This window comes from Corallococcus sp. NCSPR001 (assembly GCF_017309135.1).
In the GTDB taxonomy this organism is placed as follows: domain Bacteria; phylum Myxococcota; class Myxococcia; order Myxococcales; family Myxococcaceae; genus Corallococcus.
In genome coordinates this window covers 7210270-7230529 of the sequence record NZ_JAFIMS010000002.1, presented here as the reverse complement: position 1 = coordinate 7230529, position 20260 = coordinate 7210270, and the positions used below count along the sequence as shown (strand labels likewise).

Annotated in this window: 22 protein-coding genes; 7 read left to right on the top strand and 15 right to left on the bottom strand. The window is 69.4% G+C overall.

What is annotated here, in order from left to right:
* Window positions 1-52: 52 nt before the first annotated feature.
* The 3 genes from thiE to JYJ93_RS30815 are packed head-to-tail and all read left to right on the top strand — an operon-like array spanning window position 53 to window position 2234.
* The gene (gene thiE, locus JYJ93_RS30825; protein WP_206798139.1) at window positions 53-712 is read left to right on the top strand and encodes a thiamine phosphate synthase; all 660 of its coding nucleotides are present in this window, start codon (window positions 53-55) and stop codon (window positions 710-712) included.
* 17 nt (window positions 713-729) lie between these two features.
* The gene (locus tag JYJ93_RS30820) at window positions 730-1497 is read left to right on the top strand and encodes a gamma-glutamyl-gamma-aminobutyrate hydrolase family protein (RefSeq protein ID WP_206798138.1); all 768 of its coding nucleotides are present in this window, start codon (window positions 730-732) and stop codon (window positions 1495-1497) included.
* Complete coding sequence (locus JYJ93_RS30815) at window positions 1494-2234, top strand: bifunctional hydroxymethylpyrimidine kinase/phosphomethylpyrimidine kinase (RefSeq protein WP_206798137.1); 741 nt, start codon at window positions 1494-1496, stop codon at window positions 2232-2234. The genes JYJ93_RS30820 and JYJ93_RS30815 overlap by 4 nt, the downstream gene beginning before the upstream one ends.
* A gap of 8 nt (window positions 2235-2242) precedes the next feature.
* Here JYJ93_RS30815 and dnaB read toward each other — a convergent pair whose 3' ends face one another.
* From dnaB to JYJ93_RS30755, 12 genes are all read right to left on the bottom strand, one after another.
* Complete coding sequence (gene dnaB, locus JYJ93_RS30810) at window positions 2243-3643, bottom strand: replicative DNA helicase (protein ID WP_206798136.1); 1401 nt, start codon at window positions 3641-3643, stop codon at window positions 2243-2245.
* 158 nt (window positions 3644-3801) lie between these two features.
* Complete coding sequence (locus tag JYJ93_RS30805; RefSeq protein WP_206798135.1) at window positions 3802-4572, bottom strand: LytTR family DNA-binding domain-containing protein; 771 nt, start codon at window positions 4570-4572, stop codon at window positions 3802-3804.
* A gap of 52 nt (window positions 4573-4624) precedes the next feature.
* Complete coding sequence (locus JYJ93_RS30800; protein WP_242543990.1) at window positions 4625-5698, bottom strand: histidine kinase; 1074 nt, start codon at window positions 5696-5698, stop codon at window positions 4625-4627.
* A gap of 50 nt (window positions 5699-5748) precedes the next feature.
* On the bottom strand, window positions 5749-6906 hold the full coding sequence (locus JYJ93_RS30795; protein ID WP_206798133.1) for an acyltransferase: 1158 nt from the start codon (window positions 6904-6906) through the stop codon (window positions 5749-5751).
* Window positions 6907-7103: 197 nt separating this feature from the next.
* The gene (gene rplI / locus JYJ93_RS30790; RefSeq protein WP_206798132.1) at window positions 7104-7547 is read right to left on the bottom strand and encodes a 50S ribosomal protein L9; all 444 of its coding nucleotides are present in this window, start codon (window positions 7545-7547) and stop codon (window positions 7104-7106) included.
* A 30-nt stretch (window positions 7548-7577) separates the two neighbouring features.
* Window positions 7578-7982 (bottom strand): 30S ribosomal protein S18, encoded by a 405-nt coding sequence (rpsR, locus tag JYJ93_RS30785; protein WP_014395239.1) that lies wholly within the window; start codon window positions 7980-7982, stop codon window positions 7578-7580.
* Window positions 7983-8029: 47 nt separating this feature from the next.
* Window positions 8030-8506: a 30S ribosomal protein S6 gene (gene rpsF, locus JYJ93_RS30780; RefSeq protein WP_206798131.1), complete on the bottom strand. Its 477-nt coding sequence runs from the start codon at window positions 8504-8506 to the stop codon at window positions 8030-8032.
* Between the two features lie 277 nt (window positions 8507-8783).
* Complete coding sequence (gene pth, locus JYJ93_RS30775; protein WP_206798130.1) at window positions 8784-9359, bottom strand: aminoacyl-tRNA hydrolase; 576 nt, start codon at window positions 9357-9359, stop codon at window positions 8784-8786.
* Window positions 9360-9473: 114 nt separating this feature from the next.
* The gene (locus JYJ93_RS30770; RefSeq protein WP_206798129.1) at window positions 9474-10163 is read right to left on the bottom strand and encodes a 50S ribosomal protein L25/general stress protein Ctc; all 690 of its coding nucleotides are present in this window, start codon (window positions 10161-10163) and stop codon (window positions 9474-9476) included.
* Between the two features lie 193 nt (window positions 10164-10356).
* On the bottom strand, window positions 10357-11310 hold the full coding sequence (locus JYJ93_RS30765) for a ribose-phosphate pyrophosphokinase (RefSeq protein ID WP_206798128.1): 954 nt from the start codon (window positions 11308-11310) through the stop codon (window positions 10357-10359).
* A gap of 42 nt (window positions 11311-11352) precedes the next feature.
* Entirely contained in the window at window positions 11353-11652 is a 300-nt protein-coding gene (gene spoVG, locus JYJ93_RS30760) for a septation regulator SpoVG (protein WP_206798127.1), read from the bottom strand.
* 116 nt (window positions 11653-11768) lie between these two features.
* The gene (locus JYJ93_RS30755; RefSeq protein ID WP_206798126.1) at window positions 11769-12140 is read right to left on the bottom strand and encodes a DUF5658 family protein; all 372 of its coding nucleotides are present in this window, start codon (window positions 12138-12140) and stop codon (window positions 11769-11771) included.
* Between the two features lie 196 nt (window positions 12141-12336).
* Here JYJ93_RS30755 and JYJ93_RS30750 point away from each other — a divergent pair, with 196 nt between their 5' ends.
* The 4 genes from JYJ93_RS30750 to aqpZ all read left to right on the top strand — a co-directional run bounded on the left by JYJ93_RS30750 (window position 12337) and on the right by aqpZ (window position 15332).
* The gene (locus JYJ93_RS30750) at window positions 12337-12936 is read left to right on the top strand and encodes a thymidine kinase (protein WP_206798125.1); all 600 of its coding nucleotides are present in this window, start codon (window positions 12337-12339) and stop codon (window positions 12934-12936) included.
* Window positions 12937-12976: 40 nt separating this feature from the next.
* Complete coding sequence (locus JYJ93_RS30745) at window positions 12977-13792, top strand: uracil phosphoribosyltransferase (protein WP_206798124.1); 816 nt, start codon at window positions 12977-12979, stop codon at window positions 13790-13792.
* Between the two features lie 12 nt (window positions 13793-13804).
* Window positions 13805-14341 (top strand): hypoxanthine phosphoribosyltransferase, encoded by a 537-nt coding sequence (hpt, locus tag JYJ93_RS30740; RefSeq protein ID WP_206798123.1) that lies wholly within the window; start codon window positions 13805-13807, stop codon window positions 14339-14341.
* Window positions 14342-14561: 220 nt separating this feature from the next.
* A complete protein-coding gene (gene aqpZ / locus JYJ93_RS30735; RefSeq protein ID WP_242543988.1) occupies window positions 14562-15332 on the top strand; it encodes an aquaporin Z in 771 nt (256 codons plus the stop codon).
* A 69-nt stretch (window positions 15333-15401) separates the two neighbouring features.
* On the opposite strand, the gene JYJ93_RS30730 is transcribed toward aqpZ, so the two are convergent.
* The 3 genes from JYJ93_RS30730 to JYJ93_RS30720 form a co-directional block, all read right to left on the bottom strand.
* Complete coding sequence (locus tag JYJ93_RS30730) at window positions 15402-16412, bottom strand: ribonucleotide-diphosphate reductase subunit beta (protein WP_206798121.1); 1011 nt, start codon at window positions 16410-16412, stop codon at window positions 15402-15404.
* A gap of 53 nt (window positions 16413-16465) precedes the next feature.
* Complete coding sequence (locus tag JYJ93_RS30725) at window positions 16466-18823, bottom strand: ribonucleoside-diphosphate reductase subunit alpha (RefSeq protein WP_206800544.1); 2358 nt, start codon at window positions 18821-18823, stop codon at window positions 16466-16468.
* Between the two features lie 538 nt (window positions 18824-19361).
* Window positions 19362-20147 (bottom strand): IF-2 protein, encoded by a 786-nt coding sequence (locus tag JYJ93_RS30720; protein ID WP_206798120.1) that lies wholly within the window; start codon window positions 20145-20147, stop codon window positions 19362-19364.
* Between the last annotated feature and the right edge of the window lie 113 nt (window positions 20148-20260).

Genomic DNA, 20260 nt, shown 5'->3' with positions numbered 1-20260 from the left:
TTATAGCAGGAGGGGCGCCTGTCAACGCTGGTGTCCCCAGGCCCGGAAACCGATGAACGTCTCGCCCCGCCCCCCGCTTCCCCAAGGCCCCTACCTGCTGTGTGACGACAGCATCCGCCCGGAGCTGCCCCTGGTGGACAAGGCCGGGCGCCTGCTCGAAGGGGGCGCCCGGGTGCTGCAACTGCGCATGAAGCACACCCCTCTGCGGGAAGCCCTGGCGGCGGCCCGGGCGGTGGTGGCGCTGTGCCGGCGGGCGGGCGCGGTGTGCCTCATCAACGACCGGGTGGACCTGGCGCTCCTGTCGGACGCGCACGGGGTGCACGTGGGGAGCGAGGACCTGCCCCCGGAGGCGGCGCGGGAGCTGCTGGGCCCGGGCCGGTACGTGGGCGTGACGGCGCGGGGGACGGAAGGGGCGCAGGCGGCCCGGGCGGCGGGGGCGGACTACGTGGGCGTGGGGCCGCTGTTCGGCACGACGACGAAGGTGGTGGCGGCGCCGGTGCTGGGCCTGGAGGCCTTCCGGCGGGTGGTGGCCCAGAGCCCGCTGCCGGTGGTGGGCATTGGCGGCGTGGGCCTGTCCAACATCGCGAGCGTGGCGGCGACGGGGGCACACGGCGCGGCGGTGGTGTCCGACGCCCTGCTCGCCCAGGACATCGCCGAGCGCGTGCGTCAGCTGGCGGCGGCGTTTGACAGCGCGCGGGGGACTGGCCTCTAAGAGGCGGTACCCCCACCATGAACCATCCGCCTCCGCGTCATCACGGGACGACGCCGCGCCGTCCCAACATCGGCCTCAGCCCGGACTGGGCCCAGCCGGCCGACTCCGCCTTCCCCCGCTACGAGCTGAAGGTGCCCTACGCGGAGGCGGTGCTGCGCGCGGGGGGCCTGCCCTTCGTGCTGCCGTACACCGACGACCCGTCCTGCGTGGACGCCTACCTGGAGCGGGTGTCCGGGCTGGTGGTGACGGGCGGTGCGTTCGACATCCCTCCGTCCGCGTACGGCGAGGAGGTCCGCGAAGGCATGGGGCCACTGAAGGAAGGCCGCACGGCCTTCGAGGCGCAGCTCATCCGCGGCGCGCTCAAGCGCAACCTGCCGGTGCTGGGCGTGTGCGGCGGCATGCAGCTGCTCGCCGTGGTGCTGGGCGGCACGCTGTTCCAGGACATCCTGAAAGAGATTCCGGGCGCGCGGGACCACGAGCAGAAACATGACCGCACCCAGCCGCAGCACCCGGTGGAGGTGAAGAACGGCACGCTGCTGGCGGAGGCCGTGGGGCACGGGCAGCTGATGGTGAACTCCACGCACCACCAGGCGGTGAACAAGCCGGGCACGGACGTGACGGTGAGCGCGGTGTCGCCGGACGGCGTGGTGGAGGCCATTGAGTCCACCGCGCACACCTTCGCGCTGGGCGTGCAGTGGCACCCGGAGCTGATGCTGACGACCATCCCGGTGCACCTGGGCGTCTACAAGGCGCTGGTGCAGAAGGCGCGAGAGCACCGCCGGTGAGGCCCCGGGTCCTGCTGCTCGCGGGACTGGAGCCCACGGGCAGGGCCGGGCTGCTGGCGGACGTGGCCGCGGTGCGGGCGCGCGGCGGCGACGCGGTGGCGGTGCCCACGGCCCAGACGGCGCAGGGCTCGCACACCTTCGCGGTGGTGCCGGCCTCCCCGCGCATGCTGGCCGCGCAGGTGACGGCCGCGCGCGAGTGGGGCCCCCTGCACGCGGTGAAGTGGGGCGTGGTGCCCGGCCCTTCGCAGCTGTCCACGGCGAGGGCGGCGCTCAAGGACGCGGACGCGTGGTGGGTGGTGGACCCGGTGGTGCGCTCGTCCCGGGGGCAGGCGCTGTCCCGGCTGACGCCCCGGCACTACCTGGCGCTCGCGGGCCCGCGCGTGCTGGTGACGCCGAACCTGGAGGAGGCCGCGTGGCTCCTGGGCCGGCCCGCGCTGGGCACGGTGGAGGACGCCCAGGAGGCCGCGGAGGCCCTGTGCCAGCGCGGCTTCGGCGCGGTGCTGGTGAAGGGCGGGCACCTGCCGGAAGGGCAGGGGCTGGCGGACGTGCTGGCGTACGCCGGGCGCACGGTGGTGATGCGGGGGCGCCGGTTGAAGCGGCCCCCCGAGCGCCGGGGCACGGGCTGCCGGCTGGCGTCCGCGCTGGCGGCGGAGCTGGGCCGGGGCACGGGCCCGGAGGCCGCGGTGCGAGCGGCCCGTGAGCACGTCACGGGCTACCTGCGCACCGGCCGGGACTGACGCGGCGACTACTCGCTCCGGGCGCGGCTTTCGAAGCGCGTGTACTCCGCGAGGAACACCAGCTCGACGGACCCGATGGGGCCGTTACGCTGCTTGGCGACGATGAGCTCCACGGGGATGACCGTGTTGCCGCCGCCACCTCCGCCCCCGCCGCCTCCACCCCCGCCGCCTCCGCCACCGCCTCCCTCGCCGTCCTCCTCCGTCTCACGGTGGATGAACATCACCACGTCGGCGTCCTGCTCGATGGAGCCGGACTCACGCAGGTCGGACAGCATGGGCTTGCCGCCCTTGCGCTCCTCCACCTTACGGCTGAGCTGGCTGAGCGCGATGATGGGCACCTCCAGCTCCTTGGCCAGCTGCTTGAGCGCGCGGGAGATTTCCGCGACCTCCAACTGGCGGCTCTCCACCTTGCCCTTCTGGTGCATCAGCTGGAGGTAGTCGATGACGATGAGCGACAGGCGCGGGTCCTTCTGCTTCACGCGCCGCGCCTTCGCGCGCAGGTCGAACGGGGACAGGCCGCCGGAGTCGTCGATGTAGATGGGCGCGTTGTAGAGGGCGCCCGCCATCTCCTGGAACTTCTCCTCGTCGTGCGGGGACAGCCGGCCGCCGCGCAGCTTCTTCATGTCCACGCGCGCGGTGGACGCGAGCAGACGCATGAGGAGCTGATCCGCGGGCATTTCCAGGCTGAAGATGCCGACGGCCTTGTTCTCCTTCAGCGCCGCGTGCACCGCGATGTTCATGGCGAAGGACGTCTTGCCGATGCCGGGACGCGCCGCGAGGATGATGAGCTCACCGGCGTGCAGGCCGGTCAGCTGGTTGTCCAGGTCGATGTAGCCCGTGGACAGGCCCGTCACGCCCGTCGCCGCGGTCTTCATCTTGTCCAGCAGGTCGAGCGTCTGCTCCATCAGCTCGCTGACCGGACGCAGGTCGCCTTCGCGCTTCTTCTCCGCGAGGAGGAAGACCTTGCGCTCGGCCTCGTCGAGCAGGACCTCCAGCTCGCCCGTCTCCTGGCTGGCGAGGTCTTGAATTTCCCGGCCCACGTTGGCCAGGCGCCTGCGCAGCGCTTGGTCCTTGACGATGTGGGCGTACTGGACGGCGTTGGCCGCCAGCGGGACGACCTGGTCCAGGCCCATCAGGTACGCGGGGCCGCCCACCGCGACGAGCTGGCCCAGGACCTTGAGCTCCTCCGCGAGCGTCAGGTGGTCCACCTGCTTGCTCTGCTGATCCAGCCGCATCATCGCGGCGAAGATCTGCGCGTGCGAAGGGCTGGCGAAGTCGTCCGCGTGGACGACCTCCGCCACGGGCGTGATGAGCCCGTTGTCCGCCAGCACGGCGCCCAGCACCGCACGCTCCGCGGCGAGATCCTCGTGGACCCGCCGTCCTTCCCTACCGTCCAGGACGTTCTGCATGGCTGCTTGGAACCTCTACAGGCAGCGTCTGACACGTTCCAGCGGACGTCCAGTTTCCAGGCAACAGACCTGTAGCACCCGGTAGGTCCGGGAGGGATGCCGCGACCCGCCGTGGCACCCGGGCCCGGCCTCCGGGTGAACCGACCCGCCGCGTCGGGCTATTCGGCGGCGCCCCACTGCTGGAGGAAGGCCTCCCGGTAGGTGCGGCTGAGGATCACCGTGGAGCCGTCCTTGAGCACCAGGATGCCGTCCCCATGGGTCCACGGCTCCAGCCGGGCCACGGCCTCCAGGTTCACCAGGTCGCTCCGGTGCACGCGCACGAAGCGGGTGGGGTCCAGGCGCTCCTCCAGGGCCCGCAGCGTCTGGCGCACCAGGTGTTCGCCCTGGGCGGTGAAGAGCCGCACGTACTTGTCCTCCGACGACAGGCGCCAGACGGTATCCAGGCGCAGGGGGACCCAGCCCTCGCCCACCTTCACCACCAGCCGCTCCAGGGGGCGCTCCGGGCGGGCCCTGGCCACCGTGGCGAGCAGGGCGTCCAGCGCGGCGGAGCCGTGCGTGCCCGCGCTCAAGAGCGCATGGGCCTTGTCGAGCGCCCGGGTGAAGCGGCCGGCGTCGTAGGGCTTGAGGAGGTAGTCCGCCGCGTGGGCCTCGAAGGCCTGGAGCGCGAAGCGTTCGTAGGCGGTGGAGAAGATGACCGCGGGACACGCGTCCGGCCCGAGCGCCTCCAGGACCTCGAAGCCGGTGAGCCCGGGCATCTGCACGTCCAGCACCACCAGGTCCGGCCGCAGTGACTCGATGCGCGCGAGCGCCTCCGTCCCGTCCTGTGCCTCGCCCACGCAGGTGAAGCGCGCGTCGTCCGCCAGCAGGCGCTTCACCTTCGCGCGAGCGGGCGCCTCATCGTCCACCACCAGCACGCGGAACACCGTCATGAGGTGACCTCCCAGCGCTCCCGTTGCGTCCGCGTCCTCACGCGCGTTGCCCTCATGACGCCTCCACCCGGGCCTTCTCGCGGGGCAGCCACGCCGTCACGCGCGCGCCGCCCTCGGGGCCAGCACCTCGCTCCAGGCGCGCGCGGTCACCATGCAGCAGCGTGAGCACGCGCTCCAACTGCGTCAGGCCCACGCCGGGCCCGGAGGCAGGGGAGGGCGCCCCGAAGCCGCGCCCGGTGTCCTCCACCTCCAGCGCCCAGTGGTCCGCTTCCGCACGCGCGCGGATGCGCACCTCCAGCGCGCCGCGCAGGTCCTGGTTGTGCTTCACCGCGTTCTCCACCAGCGTCTGGAGCGCGAAGCAGGGCACGCGCTGGGACTCCAGGCCCGGCGCCACGTCCCACCGCACGTCCAGGCGGTCTCCGAAGCGCGCCGCGAGCAGTGCGACGAAGCGCTCGGTGTGCCCGCGCTCCTCGGCCAGCGTCCAGGTGGGCTCGGTGCGCTCCAGGCTCGCGCGCAGCAGCTGGCCCAGGTCGCTCAGGAGCCGGTCCGTGCGCGGCAGGTCCTCGTACATCACCGACCCGATGGTGTGCAGCGCGTTGAAGAGGAAGTGCGGGTGCAGCTGGCCCGTGAGCGACTGGAGCTGCGCGGCCCGCAGCTCCCCCTCCAGCTCCGCCGAGCGCAGCGCGCGGGCCTGCCGCTCCCGCCACTCGTACAGGAGCGCGATGACCGCGCAGCCGAGGCCGTAGGTGATGAGGTCCTTCTGCGCCTCCATGGGGAGCGCGTACACGGGAGGCCCCAGGTCGTAGTCCCCCAGCTCCAGCAGCGCGTAGACGCCGTGCCGCAGCCCCGCCATCAGCGCGATGTGCAGCGACGTGAAGACGAGGAACGCCGCCGCGTGGATGCCCAGGAAGCGCGCCCAGCCCACACGCGGCGACGGCGCGTTGAGCACCGCCGTCATCAGCACGGGGAGCAGCATGGTGACGGCGAGCGCGCTGGTCATCTCCCAGATGAACGCCGGCGCCCAGTGGCCCGGATGGGGCCGCATGAGCTGCATCAGCCGCACCGCGCTGCCCTGCCACACGCCCAGCACCAGCCCGAACGCCAGGAGCTTCAGTGCCGGACGCAACCGCGGCCGGGGCCAGCGCCACCGCGTGGATGCAGCCTCGTCCCAGGCCCTCACCCCACGGCCTCCGAGGCGAGGACGGCCGGACGCGCGGCCCGGGGCTTCATGCCGAAGAGCGGACGCAGCCAGGACACGCGGGACACGCCTTCACACAGCGCCAGCGTGACGGCGAAGGACAGCGTGAGCACCGCGAGGAGCATGGCCCAGGGCCCCACCGGCAGGCGCAGGCACAGGTAGCCCACGCAGACGATGACCGTCTGGTGGAAGATGTAGAACGGATAGGACAGCGCCTGCGCGCGCGGAAGCCACGCGGGAGACGTGCGCACGTGGTGCCGCGCCCAGGCCATCGCCGTCAGCACCCCGCTCCAGATGAGCACCGTGCCCCCCACGATGGCGGGCACCACCGGCATCACCGGCCACGGCCACACCACCTCCACGATGATCGCCGCCACCGTCAGGGCCAGGAGCCCGTGGCGCAGCGCCACCAGCCGCTGCCACACGCCCGGGCAGCGGCCCAGCAGGTGCCCGTAGAGGAACAGCAGGCCGTAGTGGATGAACGTGCGCGGATCATCGAACAGCGCGTGCGTCTCCGGAAAGTCGCGCAAGAGCACCCGGTTGAGCGCCAGCGGCACCCCGAGCCACAGCACGTTCACCCCGCGCGACAGCCACGCGTCCGCCCCCGCGAGGAACCGCGCCCCCGCTTGCGTGCGCAGCAGCGCGAAGAGGGGCAGGGCCAGCAGGCAGTAGTGGAACAGGTAGGCCACGAACCACAGATGGTGCCAGCTGAAGCTGCCCGCGGGGTAGGGCACGAACTCGAACACCGTCGGGTAGAACGCGGCGTAGCTGCCCTGGAACTGCCCCCGGAACAGCCGCTCCACGTAGATTTGAGGCGGCACCACCACGAACATGCCGAACACCAGCGGCAACAACAGCCGCTTCGTCCGGTCCTTCGTGAACGCGCCCAGGCTGCGCCGCCGGAGCGCGAACGCGGTGCCCGCGCCGGAGATGACCATCAACAGCGGCATGCGCACCAGGTGCAGCAGGCCCATGACGGGCTCCAGCACCGGCAGCGCCTGGGGGCTCTTGATGTGCCACTCCCAGGTGTTGAACATCATCCCGGTGTGGAACAGGTGCAGGATGACGATGGCCAGCACCCGGAGCCAGTCCAGGTCGGGGTGGTGCGCGGCGGCGGGGCGGAGTGGGGCGCTCATGCGGTGGGGACCTCCTGACGGTGTCCGCCGCTGAAGTACCCATGTCCGCGCTCCTGGCTCCACGCGGATGCCGTGAAACGGACCGCCCGCGGCGCGAACCGGACGGGCCGGGAGGCTGGAGACGCGAAAAGGGCCGCCCGGTCGCCCGGACGGCCCTCTTGCTTGAAGCGATGGAGCGCTTCAGGTGAAGCGGTGGACTACTCGGCCACCACGTCGACCTTGATCTTCGCCGTCACCTCGCGGTGCAGGCGCAGCTCCACGTCGTAGCTGCCCAGCGACTTGATGGGGTCGGCCAGGTGCAGCTGGCGGCGATCCACCTGCTGGCCCTGGGCCGCGAGCGCCTCGGCGATGTCCAGCACCGTGACGGAGCCGAACAGCTTGTCCTGCTCGCCCACCTTGCGCTTGATGGTGACCTTGACGGCGCCCAGCTTCTTGGCCTGCTCGTCGGCAGCACCCTTCAGCTTGGCGTTGCGCGCCGTCTGCACGGACTTCTCGTGCTCCAGCTGACGCAGGTTCTGCTCGCTCGCCAGGACCGCCTTCTTGCGCGGCAGCAGGAAGTTACGGCCGAAGCCGTCCTTCACCGTGACGAGCTCGCCGGACTTGCCGAGGTTGTCGATGTCCTCACGCAGAATGACCTTCATGTTCCTGTCTCCTGTGTTGCGGACCGGCGACTAGCCGACCACCGCGTTGTAGGGGAGGAGCGCGATGCCGCGGGCGCGCTTGATGGCCACCGCCACCTCACGCTGGTGCTTCGCGCAGTTGCCGGAGATGCGGCGGGGGATGATCTTGCCGCGCTCGGTGACGAAGTACTTCAGCGTCGCCTGGTCCTTGAAGTCCACCGACGCGTTCTTCTCCGCGCAGAACCGGCAGACCTTCTTGCGGCCGAAGCCACGACCACCGCGCTTGTCGTCGTCGCCGCCCATACCGCCGCGGTCGCCGCGATCGCCACCACGGTCGCGGTCACCGCCGCGATCACCACCACGGTCGCCACCGCGCGAACCGCCGCCGTAGCCGCCGCCACCACCGGGGCCGCGGGAAGCGCCCGCGCCCTGCTTGCTATCCATGCCGTTGCTCATGAACGTTCTCGTTTCCTGGAAGGTTGGGTGAAGGTCCCGTCAGAGGCTCAAGCCTCCTCCGCGGACTCCTCTTCCGAATCGCCACCCGCGAACTCAGGCGTCTCGCCGCGGAAGCCACCCTCGCGCTCGGCGGGAGCGCCCGGACGGGTCTCCTCGACGTCGCCGGCCAGCTTGAGGTCCTCGAGCACCGGACGCGACTCGGGATCCACCTCGTCCGCGATCTTCACGGAGATGTAGCGCGTCACGTCGTCGATGTTGCGCAGGTTGCGCTCGATCTCCGCCACCAGCTTGCCGTCACCCAGGAAGCTCGTGTGGACGTAGATGGCGCGGGGCTGCTTGGCCACGGGGAACAGGGTCTTCTTCTTCCCCCACACCGTGAAGCGGAGGACCTTGCCGCCCTCACGCGAAACGATGCCGCGGACGCGCTCCTTGAGCTTGTCCACGTTGTCGTCGGTCACGTCCGGCTTGACCAGGAAGATGGTCTCGTACTCACGAAGCCGCTTGGCGGCCTGCGTCTCTGCCATGTTTCTCTCCCCTTGGGGTCGAGTGCCCCCCGGACCATCCGGGGAGCGGGGAAACGGCCGGAGGCCCTCGAAGGCCACCACCGGGGACGGGAAATCCTCTCGCGCGCCCGTCACCGTCGCGCCTTGGCCCGTGCGTGAACACGGGAAGCTTTGAAAGAACATCCACCGGAAGAAGCGTGGGACGCACTCCGGGGGAAGGGGCTTCTAAGAGGACCCCTTGCGGAAAGTCAAGCGAAGGCAGGGGGGCAGGCGGCCGAGCGCCGGAGGTCCGGGCGCTTCAGGCCCGGCGGTTGTGGCGGTTCATCGCCGTGGACAGCCCGTCGCGCACCCAGCTCTCCGCCATGTCCGCCGCCTTGCCGATGAGCTCCTCCAACTGCCGGCGCTCGCCGTCGTCGAAGTTGGACAGGACGTAGCCCGCCACGCGCTCCTTGGCGTTGGGCCCTTCTGGCTTGCCAATGCCCACCCGCACGCGGATGAAGGCGTCCTCGCCCAGGCACTGCACCATGCTCTTGAGCCCGTTGTGCCCGCCCGCGCCGCCGCCCGCCTTGAGCTGCAGCCGCCCGAAGGGCAGGTCCAACTCGTCGTGCACCACGAGCACGTCCTGCACCGCGATCTTGTAGAAGCGCGCGGCCTCCGCCACGGAGCGGCCGGACAGGTTCATGTACGTCTGCGGCTCCACGAAGAGGATGCGCTCGCCGCCCAGGCTCCCCTGGCCCACCCGCGCCTGGAACTTGTCCTGGGTGAGCTCCGCGCGGGCGCGTGACAACAGCGCGTCCACCACCATGAAGCCGACGTTGTGGCGGTGGCGCTCGTACTCGCGCCCGGGGTTGCCCAGCCCGCAGATGAGCTTCATGGACGGCTCCCAAGGAGGGTGGGGGCTTGAAGGGCCCACACCCCGGAAAAAGACAGCGGGGCAGGCCCTGGAAGAGGCCCGCCCCGCGAAGAGACACTGAACGGCGGAAGAGGACTACTTCTTCGCCGGGGCCTTGGCCGCGGCCGCCGCGGGGGCCTTCGCGTCGCCCGCCTTCGCGTCGCCCGCCTTGCCCGCCGCGGGGGCCGCGGCAGCAGCGGCCGCCGCCGGAGCCGCCTCCGCCGCTTCCGGCGCGGCGATGGTCGCGATGGTGTAGTTGACGTGCGTCTTCACGGACACGCCCTCGGGGAGCTTCACGTCGTTCACGTGGAGGGCTTCCGCGATCTTCAGGTTGGTGACGTCCACTTCAATCTGGAGCGGGATGGCGCCGGGGAGCGCCCAGACCTCCAGGTTGCGGCGCACCTGGGTGAGCAGACCGCCGTCCGCCACGCCCACGGCCTTGCCGGTGAGCACCACGGGGATGTTCACCTTGACCTGCTCCTTCTCGCTCACGGCGATGAAGTCCGCGTGCAGGATGTCGCGGGTGAGCGGATCCATCTGGTAGTCCTTCAGGAGGACCTGCTGCTCGTTGCCCGCCAGCTTCAGCTGGATGAGCGTGTTCAGCTTGTGCGGGGTGTTGATGGCGACGCGGATGGCCTTGGGGTCCACGGAGATGTGCAGCGGCGCCTTCAGGTGCTTTCCGTAGACGACGGCGGGGACCTGGCCAGCGGCGCGCAGGCGGCGGGCAACGCCCTTGCCGGAGTTGTCACGGGCCTGCGCTTCGAGGGTGCTCTTGTCGGTGGCCATGGAAGGCTCTCTTTTCGGTGGGTACCGCGGTGTTCACCGGCGTCTGGGCGCCCTCGGCATCCCACCCCCATGGTGGGCCCCGAAGACGGCGCCCGGGCCGTTGTGATGGCCCATGGAACCGGTGGAGGGGGCCGGACATGCCAGCCCCCGGGGTCCTTCGTCAAGCCGCCCTGCTACCCGGCGGCTGTTCTGCTCAGACGAACAGCGAGCTCAGCGAGTCCGCGCGGTGGATGCGCGCGATGGCCTCGCCGAAGAGGGCGTCCGTCTGCAGGGCGCGGATCTTCGGGCAGGCCTTTGCGTTGGCCGCCAGCGGCACCGTGTCCGTGAAGACGACCTCCTCCAGGACGGAGTCGGTGATGCGCTGGATGGCGGGGCCGGACAGGATGGGGTGCACCGCGTACGCGAGCACCCGGCGCGCGCCCTTGTCCTTCAGCGCGAGCGCCGCCTGGGCGAGCGTGCCCGCGGTGTCCACCATGTCGTCCACCAGGATGGCGTCCTTGCCCTTCACGTCGCCAATGAGGTTCATCACCTCCGAGGCGTTGGGGCGCGGGCGGCGCTTGTCGATGATGGCCAGCCCCGTGTTCAGCCGCTTGGAGTAGGCGCGCGCGCGCTCCACGCCGCCGGCGTCCGGGCTGACGATGACCAGCTCGCTCGACTCCGGGAAGCGCTTGCGGATGTCCTCCAGGAACACCGGCGAGCCGTAGAGGTGATCCGAGGGCATGTTGAAGAAGCCCTGGATCTGCCCGGCGTGCATGTCCATGGACACCACCCGGTTGACGCCCGCGACCTCCAGCATGTCCGCCACCAGCTTCGCGGTGATGGGCGTGCGGGCCGCCACCTTCCGGTCCTGCCGCGCGTAGCCGTAGTAGGGCATCACCGCGGTGATGGAGCCGGCGCTCGCCCGCTTGAGGGCGTCGCACATGATGAGCAGCTCCATCAGGTGGTGGTTCGTCGGCGGGCACGTGGACTGGACGATGAAGACATCCTGTCCGCGGACGTTCTCGCCGATCTCGACGTGGATCTCCCCGTCGGAGAACGTGTCCACTACCGCCTTGCCCAGGGGCCGCTGGAGGTATTCGCAGATGCGATGCGCCAACGCCGGGTTGGAGTTCCCGGCGAACACCTTGAAGTCACGCGACGGCTGCATGGGGGCGCTGACTAACCCGTGAGCGCCCCGAATGGAAGTTCGTTAGTCGAGTTCAGCCGCCACGGAACCGAGCGTCCCGTTCTGCGCCTGGTGAAGGTGTTTCTCGTACTCGATGAGGATGACCCGCTCCATCTGGCTTCGCGTGTCCGCGTTCAACGGATGGGCGATGTCCTTGTAGGTCCCGTCCTTCCGTTTTTTCGCGGGCATCGCGATGAAGAGCCCGGTGGAGCCGTGGATCACCTTCAGGTCGCGCACGACGAAGCAGTGATCCAGGGTGATGGTGACGTACGCCTTGAGCTTGTCCTCTTCGACCGGAAACACCCGGACGTCGGTGATGTTCATGGTCCCCCCCCGAACCTGGAAGGCCGGAGCTACGGGGAAGCCTGGGACAGACTGAAGGTGAAAAGCAAGCGCCCCCTACCTGTCGCGCCGGGGACCGTTCACTGGTCCTCCAGCCGTCATGCCCCGAAGGGCCAATGACTCACCAGGTGGGCCAGGAAGGCCAGGTGGTAGACCACGATGATGGCGTAGACGATGGCGCCCGCGCGGATGGCGAAGCGGCTGGCCTTGAGCCGGCGGTGCAGGCACAGCAGGCACAGCCCCGCGTTCACGATGAGCAGCTTGGAGAACATGAAGAGCAGCGGTGACTGCTCGTACGCCACGCGCATCACCGGGTTGAGCTCCTCCGCCACCCCCAGTTGCAGGAAGAGCAGGGTGAAGAGCCCGTCCAGCAGGTTCAGCATCAGCAGCGCCACCGACGCCGGTGACATGTAGAAAGAAGCCTGCTGCGCCCAACCGCCCGTCTGCACCTCGTTCGCCGTCGCCGCCACGCCCCACCCCCAAGGTTCCCGTCCTGGTACCTGGGGTCAGGGCTATTCAAATCCCTTGCCAGGGCTTTGCGGGACTTCCGGGAAGCAGCCGGGCAGGCGGCACGGACGGGGGGCTTGCCGGGCTGGAAACGAAATTGACGGGAAGGGGTGGGTCGCGGAGATTGGCCCCGCCCAGCGACACCCCGACGAGTGCCCATTGCATCAATTCCCCAAAGATATCGGGTGGATAGAGGTCATCTGCGGATCGATGTTCTCCGGCAAGACGGAGGAGTTGATCCGCCGCGTCAAGCGCGCGCTGTACGGCCGGCAGAAGGTGCGCGTGTTCAAGCCGCGCATCGACACGCGCTACGACGACACGCAGGTGGTCAGCCACAGCCAGTTGAAATTGACGTCCCTGCCCATCGAAAGGGCTGAAGAAATTTTCCGGCACCTGTCCGCCGACACGCAGGTGGTGGGCATCGACGAGGTGCAGTTCCTGGGCGGTGAGGTGGTGCAGGTGTGCGAGGCGCTCGCCCAGCGGGGCATGCGCGTCATCTGCGCGGGCCTGGACCAGGACTACCAGGGGCGCCCCTTCGAACCGATGCCGCAGCTGATGGCGGTGGCGGAGTACGTGACGAAGGAGCTGGCCATCTGCGCGGTGTGCGGGAACCCGGCCAACCGTTCGCAGCGCATCATTGGCAGCGAGGAGCGGGTGGTGGTGGGCGCGGCGGGGGCCTACGAGCCGCGCTGCCGCAAGTGTCACGTGGCGGAACCCGCGGAGGCGAGCCCTCCGCAGACGCTGAAGCTGTTCGACTGAACGCCGCACGCCGCCATCACCGGCGCGGGAGCTCCATCCGATGCGCGACACCCTCTACGCGAACGTGCCCTTCAAGTTGAACGAGATGGCCCACCACTATGGGCCCAACGTCCACCTGGTGGGAAATCCGTTTCTCCTCTCCCAGCTGGCCACGCTGTGCGCCAAGGGCACGCTGCAGCCGCAGATCAACCGGCTGGTGGAGCAGCTCTACACGGACCTGGTGAAGACGGTCATCAACGCGGAGTTCCCGCGCAAGATGGTCACGATTCCCACGCGCATGATCGACTCCACGCCCCTGGGCATCTACCAGGGCGAGGTGGTGGACCCGCAGCTGCGCGTGGTGACGGTGAACATCGCGCGCGCGGGCACGCTGCCGTCGCAGGTGACGTACGACCTGCTCAACTTCACGGTGGACCCGTCCCTGGTGCGCCAGGACCACATCATCATGAGCCGGATGATCGACGCGGCCCAGGCGGTGGTGGGTTCGGAGATTGGCGGCGCGAAGATTGGCGGGGACGTGGACGACGCGTTCGTGCTGTTCCCGGACCCCATGGGGGCCACGGGCGGCAGCTTGGCCACGGCCATCCAGCTGTACAAGACGCGGGTGCCCGGGAAGGCCCGGCGCATCATCACGCTCAACCTCATCGTCACGCCGGAGTACCTGCGCCGGATGACGACGGAGCACCCGGACGTCATCATCTACGCGCTCCGTCTGGACCGCGGCCTGTCCCCGCCGGAGGTGTTCGGCACCGCGCCGGGCCTGCTCTGGGAGAAGGAGCGGGGGTTGGATGACCGGCAATACATCGTCCCCGGCGGCGGCGGCTTCGGGGAGATCATGAACAACGCCTACGTGTAGAGGGAGCACCCGGTGACGACGTTCCACGAGAAGGATGTCGGCGTCCTCATCTCCGAGGAGGCCGTGCAGGCGCGCGTGAAGGAGCTGGGCGCGCAGATTACCCGCGACTACCAGGGCAAGGAGCTGACGCTCATCTGCGTGCTCAAGGGCTCCGCGTTCTTCGCCATCGACCTGGCGCGGGCCATTGATTTGCCGCTGACGCTCGAGTTCCTGGGCGTGGCCAGCTACCACGGCGGCACGGAGTCCACGGGCGAGGTGCGCATCACCACGGACGTGTCCAAGCCGATGGCGGGCAAGCACCTGCTCATCATCGAGGACATCATCGACACGGGGCTCACCATGAGCTTCCTCCTGGAGAACCTCCGGGCGCGCCACCCGGCGTCGGTGAAGATCTGCTCGCTCCTGGAGAAGCCCGCGCGGGCCAAGACGAAGGTGGACATCGACTACAAGGGCTTCGTCATCGACGACAAGTTCGTGGTCGGGTACGGCCTGGACTACGGCGAGAAGTACCGGAACCTGCCGTTCATCGGCATCTGGAAGCACGTCTGAGAAGCGCCTGATGGGCTCGGGCACCCCTCCCTCCGGGGTGGGGGCCTTGAGTCTTCGAGGGCCCCGCTCACGCGCCGCACGGCGGCCGTGGGCAGGGCCTTCGCGCGTTCCGGGGCGCACGCATGCACAGCCTCTCCTCTGGACACCTCAAGGAGGCTTGAGCATGCGAGACGGGAACGTGAGGGCCCCCCCGCGGTCGGCGGCAGCGGGAGGGGACGCAATGCAGAAGTACCTGGCGGAGGCCGTCGGCACGTTCGTGCTGGTGCTCGGCGGCGTCGGGGCGGCGGTGCTGGCGGGCGACCGCATCGGCTTCCTGGGCGTGGCCTTCGCCTTCGGGCTGTCACTCCTGGCCATGGTCTACACGGTGGGCCCCATCTCCGGCTGCCACGTGAACCCGGCCGTGACGGTGGGCCTCTTGATGGCGGGCAAGTTCGACAAGCGGCACGTGGCTGGCTACGTCATCGCGCAGTGCGTGGGCGCCATCGTCGCGGCGGGCGTGGTGCTGCTCATCGCGAAGGGCGCGCCGGGCGGCTACTCCGCGGGCGCGGAGGGCCTGGGCAGCAACGGCTACGGGGCGGCGTCGCCGGAGGGCTATGGCGGCGGGGCGGCCTTCCTCACGGAGGTCGCGCTCACCTTCCTGCTGGTGCTGACGGTGCTGGGGGCCACGGACTCGCGCGCGCCGGTGGGCTTCGCGGGCCTGGCCATTGGCCTGGTGCTGACGCTCATCCACCTGGTGGGCATCCCCGTCACCAACACGTCGGTGAACCCGGCGCGCAGCCTGGGCCCGGCGCTCTTCGCCGGAGGGGACGCCCTGCGCCAGCTGTGGCTGTTCATCATCGCGCCGCTCTTGGGGGCGGCCTTCGCGTCCGCGGTGTACCGGCTGGTGAACCGCCCGGCGGTGCAGATCTCCGCCGCGCGCGCGGAGCAGGCGACGGAGGAGGAGCGCCGCGAGCGCGTGGTGGGCCGGCGCGACGTGGAGCGCCCCGTCTGAAGCACGAAGGCCGTGCCTCGCTGCTGTCGCGGGGCACGGCCTCGAGTGGGTGAAGCAGGGGAGGGGGCTTTAGAAGGCGGCGTCGAAGACGACGTCGTTGGCGGCGCCCACGCCCACGGCGACCTGGTAGGACGACACGCGGCGCTCGAAGAAGTTGGTGAGCTCCTGCACGTCCTGCAGGTCCATGAAGTGCAGCGGGTTCTTGGTGTGGAAGATGGGGGCCATGCCCAGCATCTGGAGGCGCTGGTCGGCCACGTACTCCAGGTAGCCGCGCATCTCCTGCACGGACAGGCCCATCACGCCGCCGCTCAAGAGGTCCTGGGCGAACTGCGTCTCGCACTCCACCGCGTCGCGCATCATCTGCACGACGTCCTTCTCCAGGCCCGCGTCGAAGAGGTCCGGCTCCTCCTTGCGCGCGGTCTTGATGGCCTCGAAGGCGAAGGCCATGTGGGCGGACTCGTCGCGGAACACCCAGTTGGTGCCCGCGGCCAGGCCGTTGAGCAGCCCCTTGCTGCGCAGGAAGTACACGTATGCGAAGGCCGCGAAGAAGAAGAGGCCTTCAATGCAGCCCGCGAAGCAGATGAGGTTCAGGAGGAACTGGCGGCGGTCCGACTTGGAGCGGACCTGATCCAGCGCCTGGATGCTGTCCATCCACTTCATGCAGAAGCGCGCCTTGCGCTGGATGGACGGGATGTTGTCCACCGCCGCGAAGGCCTTGGCGCGCTCGGCCGGGTCGGGCACGTAGGTGTCCAGCAGCGTCAGGTAGAACTGGACGTGCAGGGCCTCTTCGTACAGCTGGCGCGACAGGTACATGCGCGCTTCGGGCGCGTTCAGGTGCTTGTAGAGGTTGAGCACCAGGTTGTTGCCGACGATGGAGTCGCCCGTGGCGAAGAACGCCACCAGCCGGTGGATGAGGTGACGCTCCGCGTCCGTCATCTTCGAGCGCAGGTCCACCAGGTCCGTGGAGAAGTCGATCTCCTCCACCGTCCAGGTGTTCTTGATGGCGTTGCGGTACATCTCGAAGAAGACGGGATACGCCATGGGGCGCAGCGTCAGGTTCATTCCCGGATCGAGCAGCATTTCTTCGGCACTCCCTTACAGACGAAAACGAATGGGGTGGGGACGGCCAGGGGCTACTGGCACGCCTCGCACGCCTCGGGGTTTTCCAGCGAGCACGCCACCGCTTCCGCCTCCGCGGTCACCGTCTGCGGCGCGGGCGTGGGGGCGGCCGTCATCGTCGGGCCGCCCTGGCCCACGGTGGCCTTGGCGATGCGGGTCGCCGGGCGCGAGCGCATGTAATACGTGGTCTTCAGCCCCTTCTGCCACGCGTAGAAGTACATGGAGGACAGCTTCCCGATGTTGGGCGTCTCCACGAAGAGGTTGAGCGACTGGCTCTGGTCGATGAAGGCGCCGCGGTCCGCGCCCATGTCCAGCAGCGAGCGCATGGGGATCTCCCACGCGGTGCGGTAGATGGCGCGCAGCTCCTCGGGCAGCTCCGTGAGGTCCTGCACGCTGCCTTCGGCCAGCTTGATGCGGTTGCGGGTGTTCTCGTTCCAGAGGCCCAGCTGCTGCAGGTCGCGCACCAGGTAGCGGTTCACCTGGAGGAAGTCACCGGACAGCGTCTCGCGCTTGAAGAGGTTGGACACCTGCGGCTCGATGCACTCGTAGCAGCCGGCGATGGACGCGATGGTGGCCGTGGGCGCGATGGCGATCATCAGCGAGTTGCGCAGGCCCACCTTCATGATGCGCGAGCGCAGCGCGTCCCAGCGCAGCGTGTCCTCCGGGACGATGCCCCAGCTGTCGAACTGGAGCTCGCCCTTGGCCGCGCGCGTCTCCGGGAAGGACGGGTGCGCGCCGAACTGCTCCGCCAGGTCGGAGGAGGTGACGAGCGCCGCGTAGTAGATCTCCTCCGAAATCTTCTTGGACAGGTTGCGCGCCTCCACGGAGTCGAAGGGCAGGCGCAGCTGGAAGAAGACGTCCTGGAGGCCCATCAGGCCCAGGCCCACCGGGCGCCAGCGGCGGTTGGAGTCCGCGGCGGTGGGGATGGGGTAGTAGTTGAGGTCGATGACGCGGTCCAACTGCTTGAGCGCGAGCATCGCGTTGGAGCGCAGCAGGTCGAAGTCGAACTTCCCGTCCTTCACCATGCGGCCCAGGTTGAGCGAGCCCAGGTTGCACACCGCCGTCTCACCCTGGCTCGTGACCTCCAGGATCTCGGTGCACAGGTTGGACAGGTGGATGACGTTGCCCGGCTGGCCGGTCTGGTTGCTCTTGCGGTTGCAGATGTCCTTGAAGGTCATCCAGCCGTTGCCCGTCTGGGCCAGCACCTTCATCATCCGCGCGTACAGGTCGCGCGCCTTCACCTTGCGCACGGACTGGCCCTGCGCTTCGGCTTCGACGTAGGCCTTCTCGAAGGCGTCGCCGAAGAGGTCGGTGAGGTGGGGCGTCGTCTTCGGGTCGAAGAGGCTCCACTCCTGGTCGGCCTCCACGCGGCGCATGAAGAGGTCCGGCACCCAGTTGGCCAGGTTCAGGTTGTGGGCGCGGCGGGCCTCGTCGCCGGTGTTGTCGCGCAGCTCGAGGAAGTCCTCGATGTCCGCGTGCCACGTCTCCAGGTACACGCAGCACGCGCCCTTGCGCTTGCCGCCCTGGTTCACCGCCGCCACGGACGCGTCCAGCGTCTTGAGCCACGGGACGATGCCGTTGGAGTGGCCGTTGGTGGACTTGATCAGCGACCCCCGCGCGCGCACGCGGTGGTACGCCACGCCGATGCCGCCGCTGAACTTCGACAGCATCGCGATGTCCGAGTACTTCTTGTAGATGGCGTCCAGCTCGTCCGCCGGCGAGTCCAGCAGGAAGCAGCTGGAGAGCTGCTCGTGGCGCGTGCCGGAGTTGAACAGGGTGGGGGAGGACGGGAGGTACTCCAGCGAGCTGAACAGGCGGTAGAGCTCGATGGCCTCGCGCGCGTTGTCGCCGGACAGGGCGCACGCCACGCGCAGGAAGAAGTCCTGCGGCGTCTCAATCACCTCGCGCGTCTGCGGGTTCTTGAGCAGGTAGCGGTCATAGACGGTGCGCAGGCCGAAGTACTCGAACAGGTCGTTGCGGACCGGGTCGATGGCGGCGTTGAGCTTGCGCGCGTTGGCCTGGACGAAGGTGAGCAGGCGGTCCGCGATGAGGCCGTGCTTGTGGCCGGCGGCGACGGACTGGCTGAAGGACTGGATGTCCTGATTGCTGACCTCCTTCTGGATGAAGGTGGAGAGCAGGCGCGCGGAGAGCCGGGCGTACTCGGGCTCCTCCACGATGAGGGCGGCGGCGGTCTGGATGGACAGGCTGTCCAGCTCGCGCGTGGTGGCGCCGTCATACAGGCCGCTGATGGTCTTGGTGGCCACGCGCATCACGTCCACGCGCGACAGGCCCACGCAGGACTTGCCCACCGCGCGGACGATCTTGTTGAGGTCCACCGGCTCCGCCGTGCCGTTGCGCTTCTTCACCCGCATGGTGGTGGTGAAGTCGCCGGGAGCCGACGGGGCCTGCGTGGCGGGCGCCACGGCGGCGGAGTCGGGGGGCGGCGAGGCGACGGCGTTCGGCTTGAAGGGCGTCTGGACGGTCACGGGCGTCTCACTTCCAGGACAAGGCAAAGCGGAGCCACCGGGGCGGACTGACCCCGTGGGTGACGGCTCCGGTGATGAAAGGGAAGAACTTCCGATCAGAACCCGCGGGCCTGGCGACAGCGGCCCGACATGTAGTTGTGTGTACGGCGGAAGTGGGTCTTCAGCAAGAAATCCACGCCGCCTCCGGGTTCCAGGGGCTTCCCCCTGGGCATGGGGGGAAGCGCTCGACGGCACCCAAGCTATGGGGGGTACCCCGGTGTGTCAACGCTAGATCCTGTGTAAACCTGCCCGGAGGGTCGGATCGATCATTGCAATCTATGATCACTTGTCGACGCACTTTGGGGCGTCTTCCGGCCGACATTTACATGGCCGGAAAAGCCCGTCCGGGACCGTCTTTTTCATGGGGTCACCCAACCCCTGGAGATCAGGGCGTGGCGCCCGCGTCGGGGGTTGGGGCGGCGGACGGAGGCGTTCCAGACGCGTCACCGGCGGGTGACGGGGCGGGCTGGCGGGGCGCCGGTGCTACAGGGCTGTTGTCCGGGGCGCTCTCGCTGTGGACGGCGCGGCGCAGGGCCTCCTCCAGGTCGCGGGCGGTGGGGCCCACGGTGGTGAGCATCTGGTTGGCGGCGCGGGCGTGGCGGTTCTCCGACTCCGCGGCGAGCTTGAGCTGGGCCAGGCCTTCGGACACGAGGCGGCGGGCGTCCTCCAGCTTCTGGCGCGCCTGGTAGAAGGCGACGTCGGTCAGCATGGACTGGAGGCTTCTGCGCTGCTCCTCCGTGATGCCGGCGAGCTTCTCCGCGCGGCGCAGGTAATAGAGGCCGCGCTCCACCTTGGCGGGCTCGCCGGACGCGATGCGCGGGCGGGCCAGGGTCTCCAGGAGGGGGAAGAGGGCGCGGTCCAGGTCGTCCCGGTCGGTGAACTTCTGCTGCGTCAGCAGGGTGACGTCCTGGCCCTCCAGGGGGAGGGGGGCGTAGGCGTCCGCGAGGCGCGGGTCTCCGGGGCGGTAGGCGGCGGCGCCGGTGGGCATGGCGCGGCCCTTCATCACCACCAGCTCGCCGTTCTCCTGCACGACGGTGAAGGTGCGGGCGTTGAGCTGGCCCAGGAGGAAGACGACGCCGCCACCCAGGCCCAGGATGACGAGGAAGACGACGAGCCGGGTGAAGGTGCGGCGGGCCCGGTAGCCGAATCCCTGCGGTGAATGGGTGGTCATGTCGCCTGCTCTCCGGTCGGACGGGCGTGGGCCCGTGAGGGTCGAAACCTGAAATTGGGTCTTCTGGGACTCCAACGCTACAGTTTGCACCCCGCCGGGAACATCATTTGCAA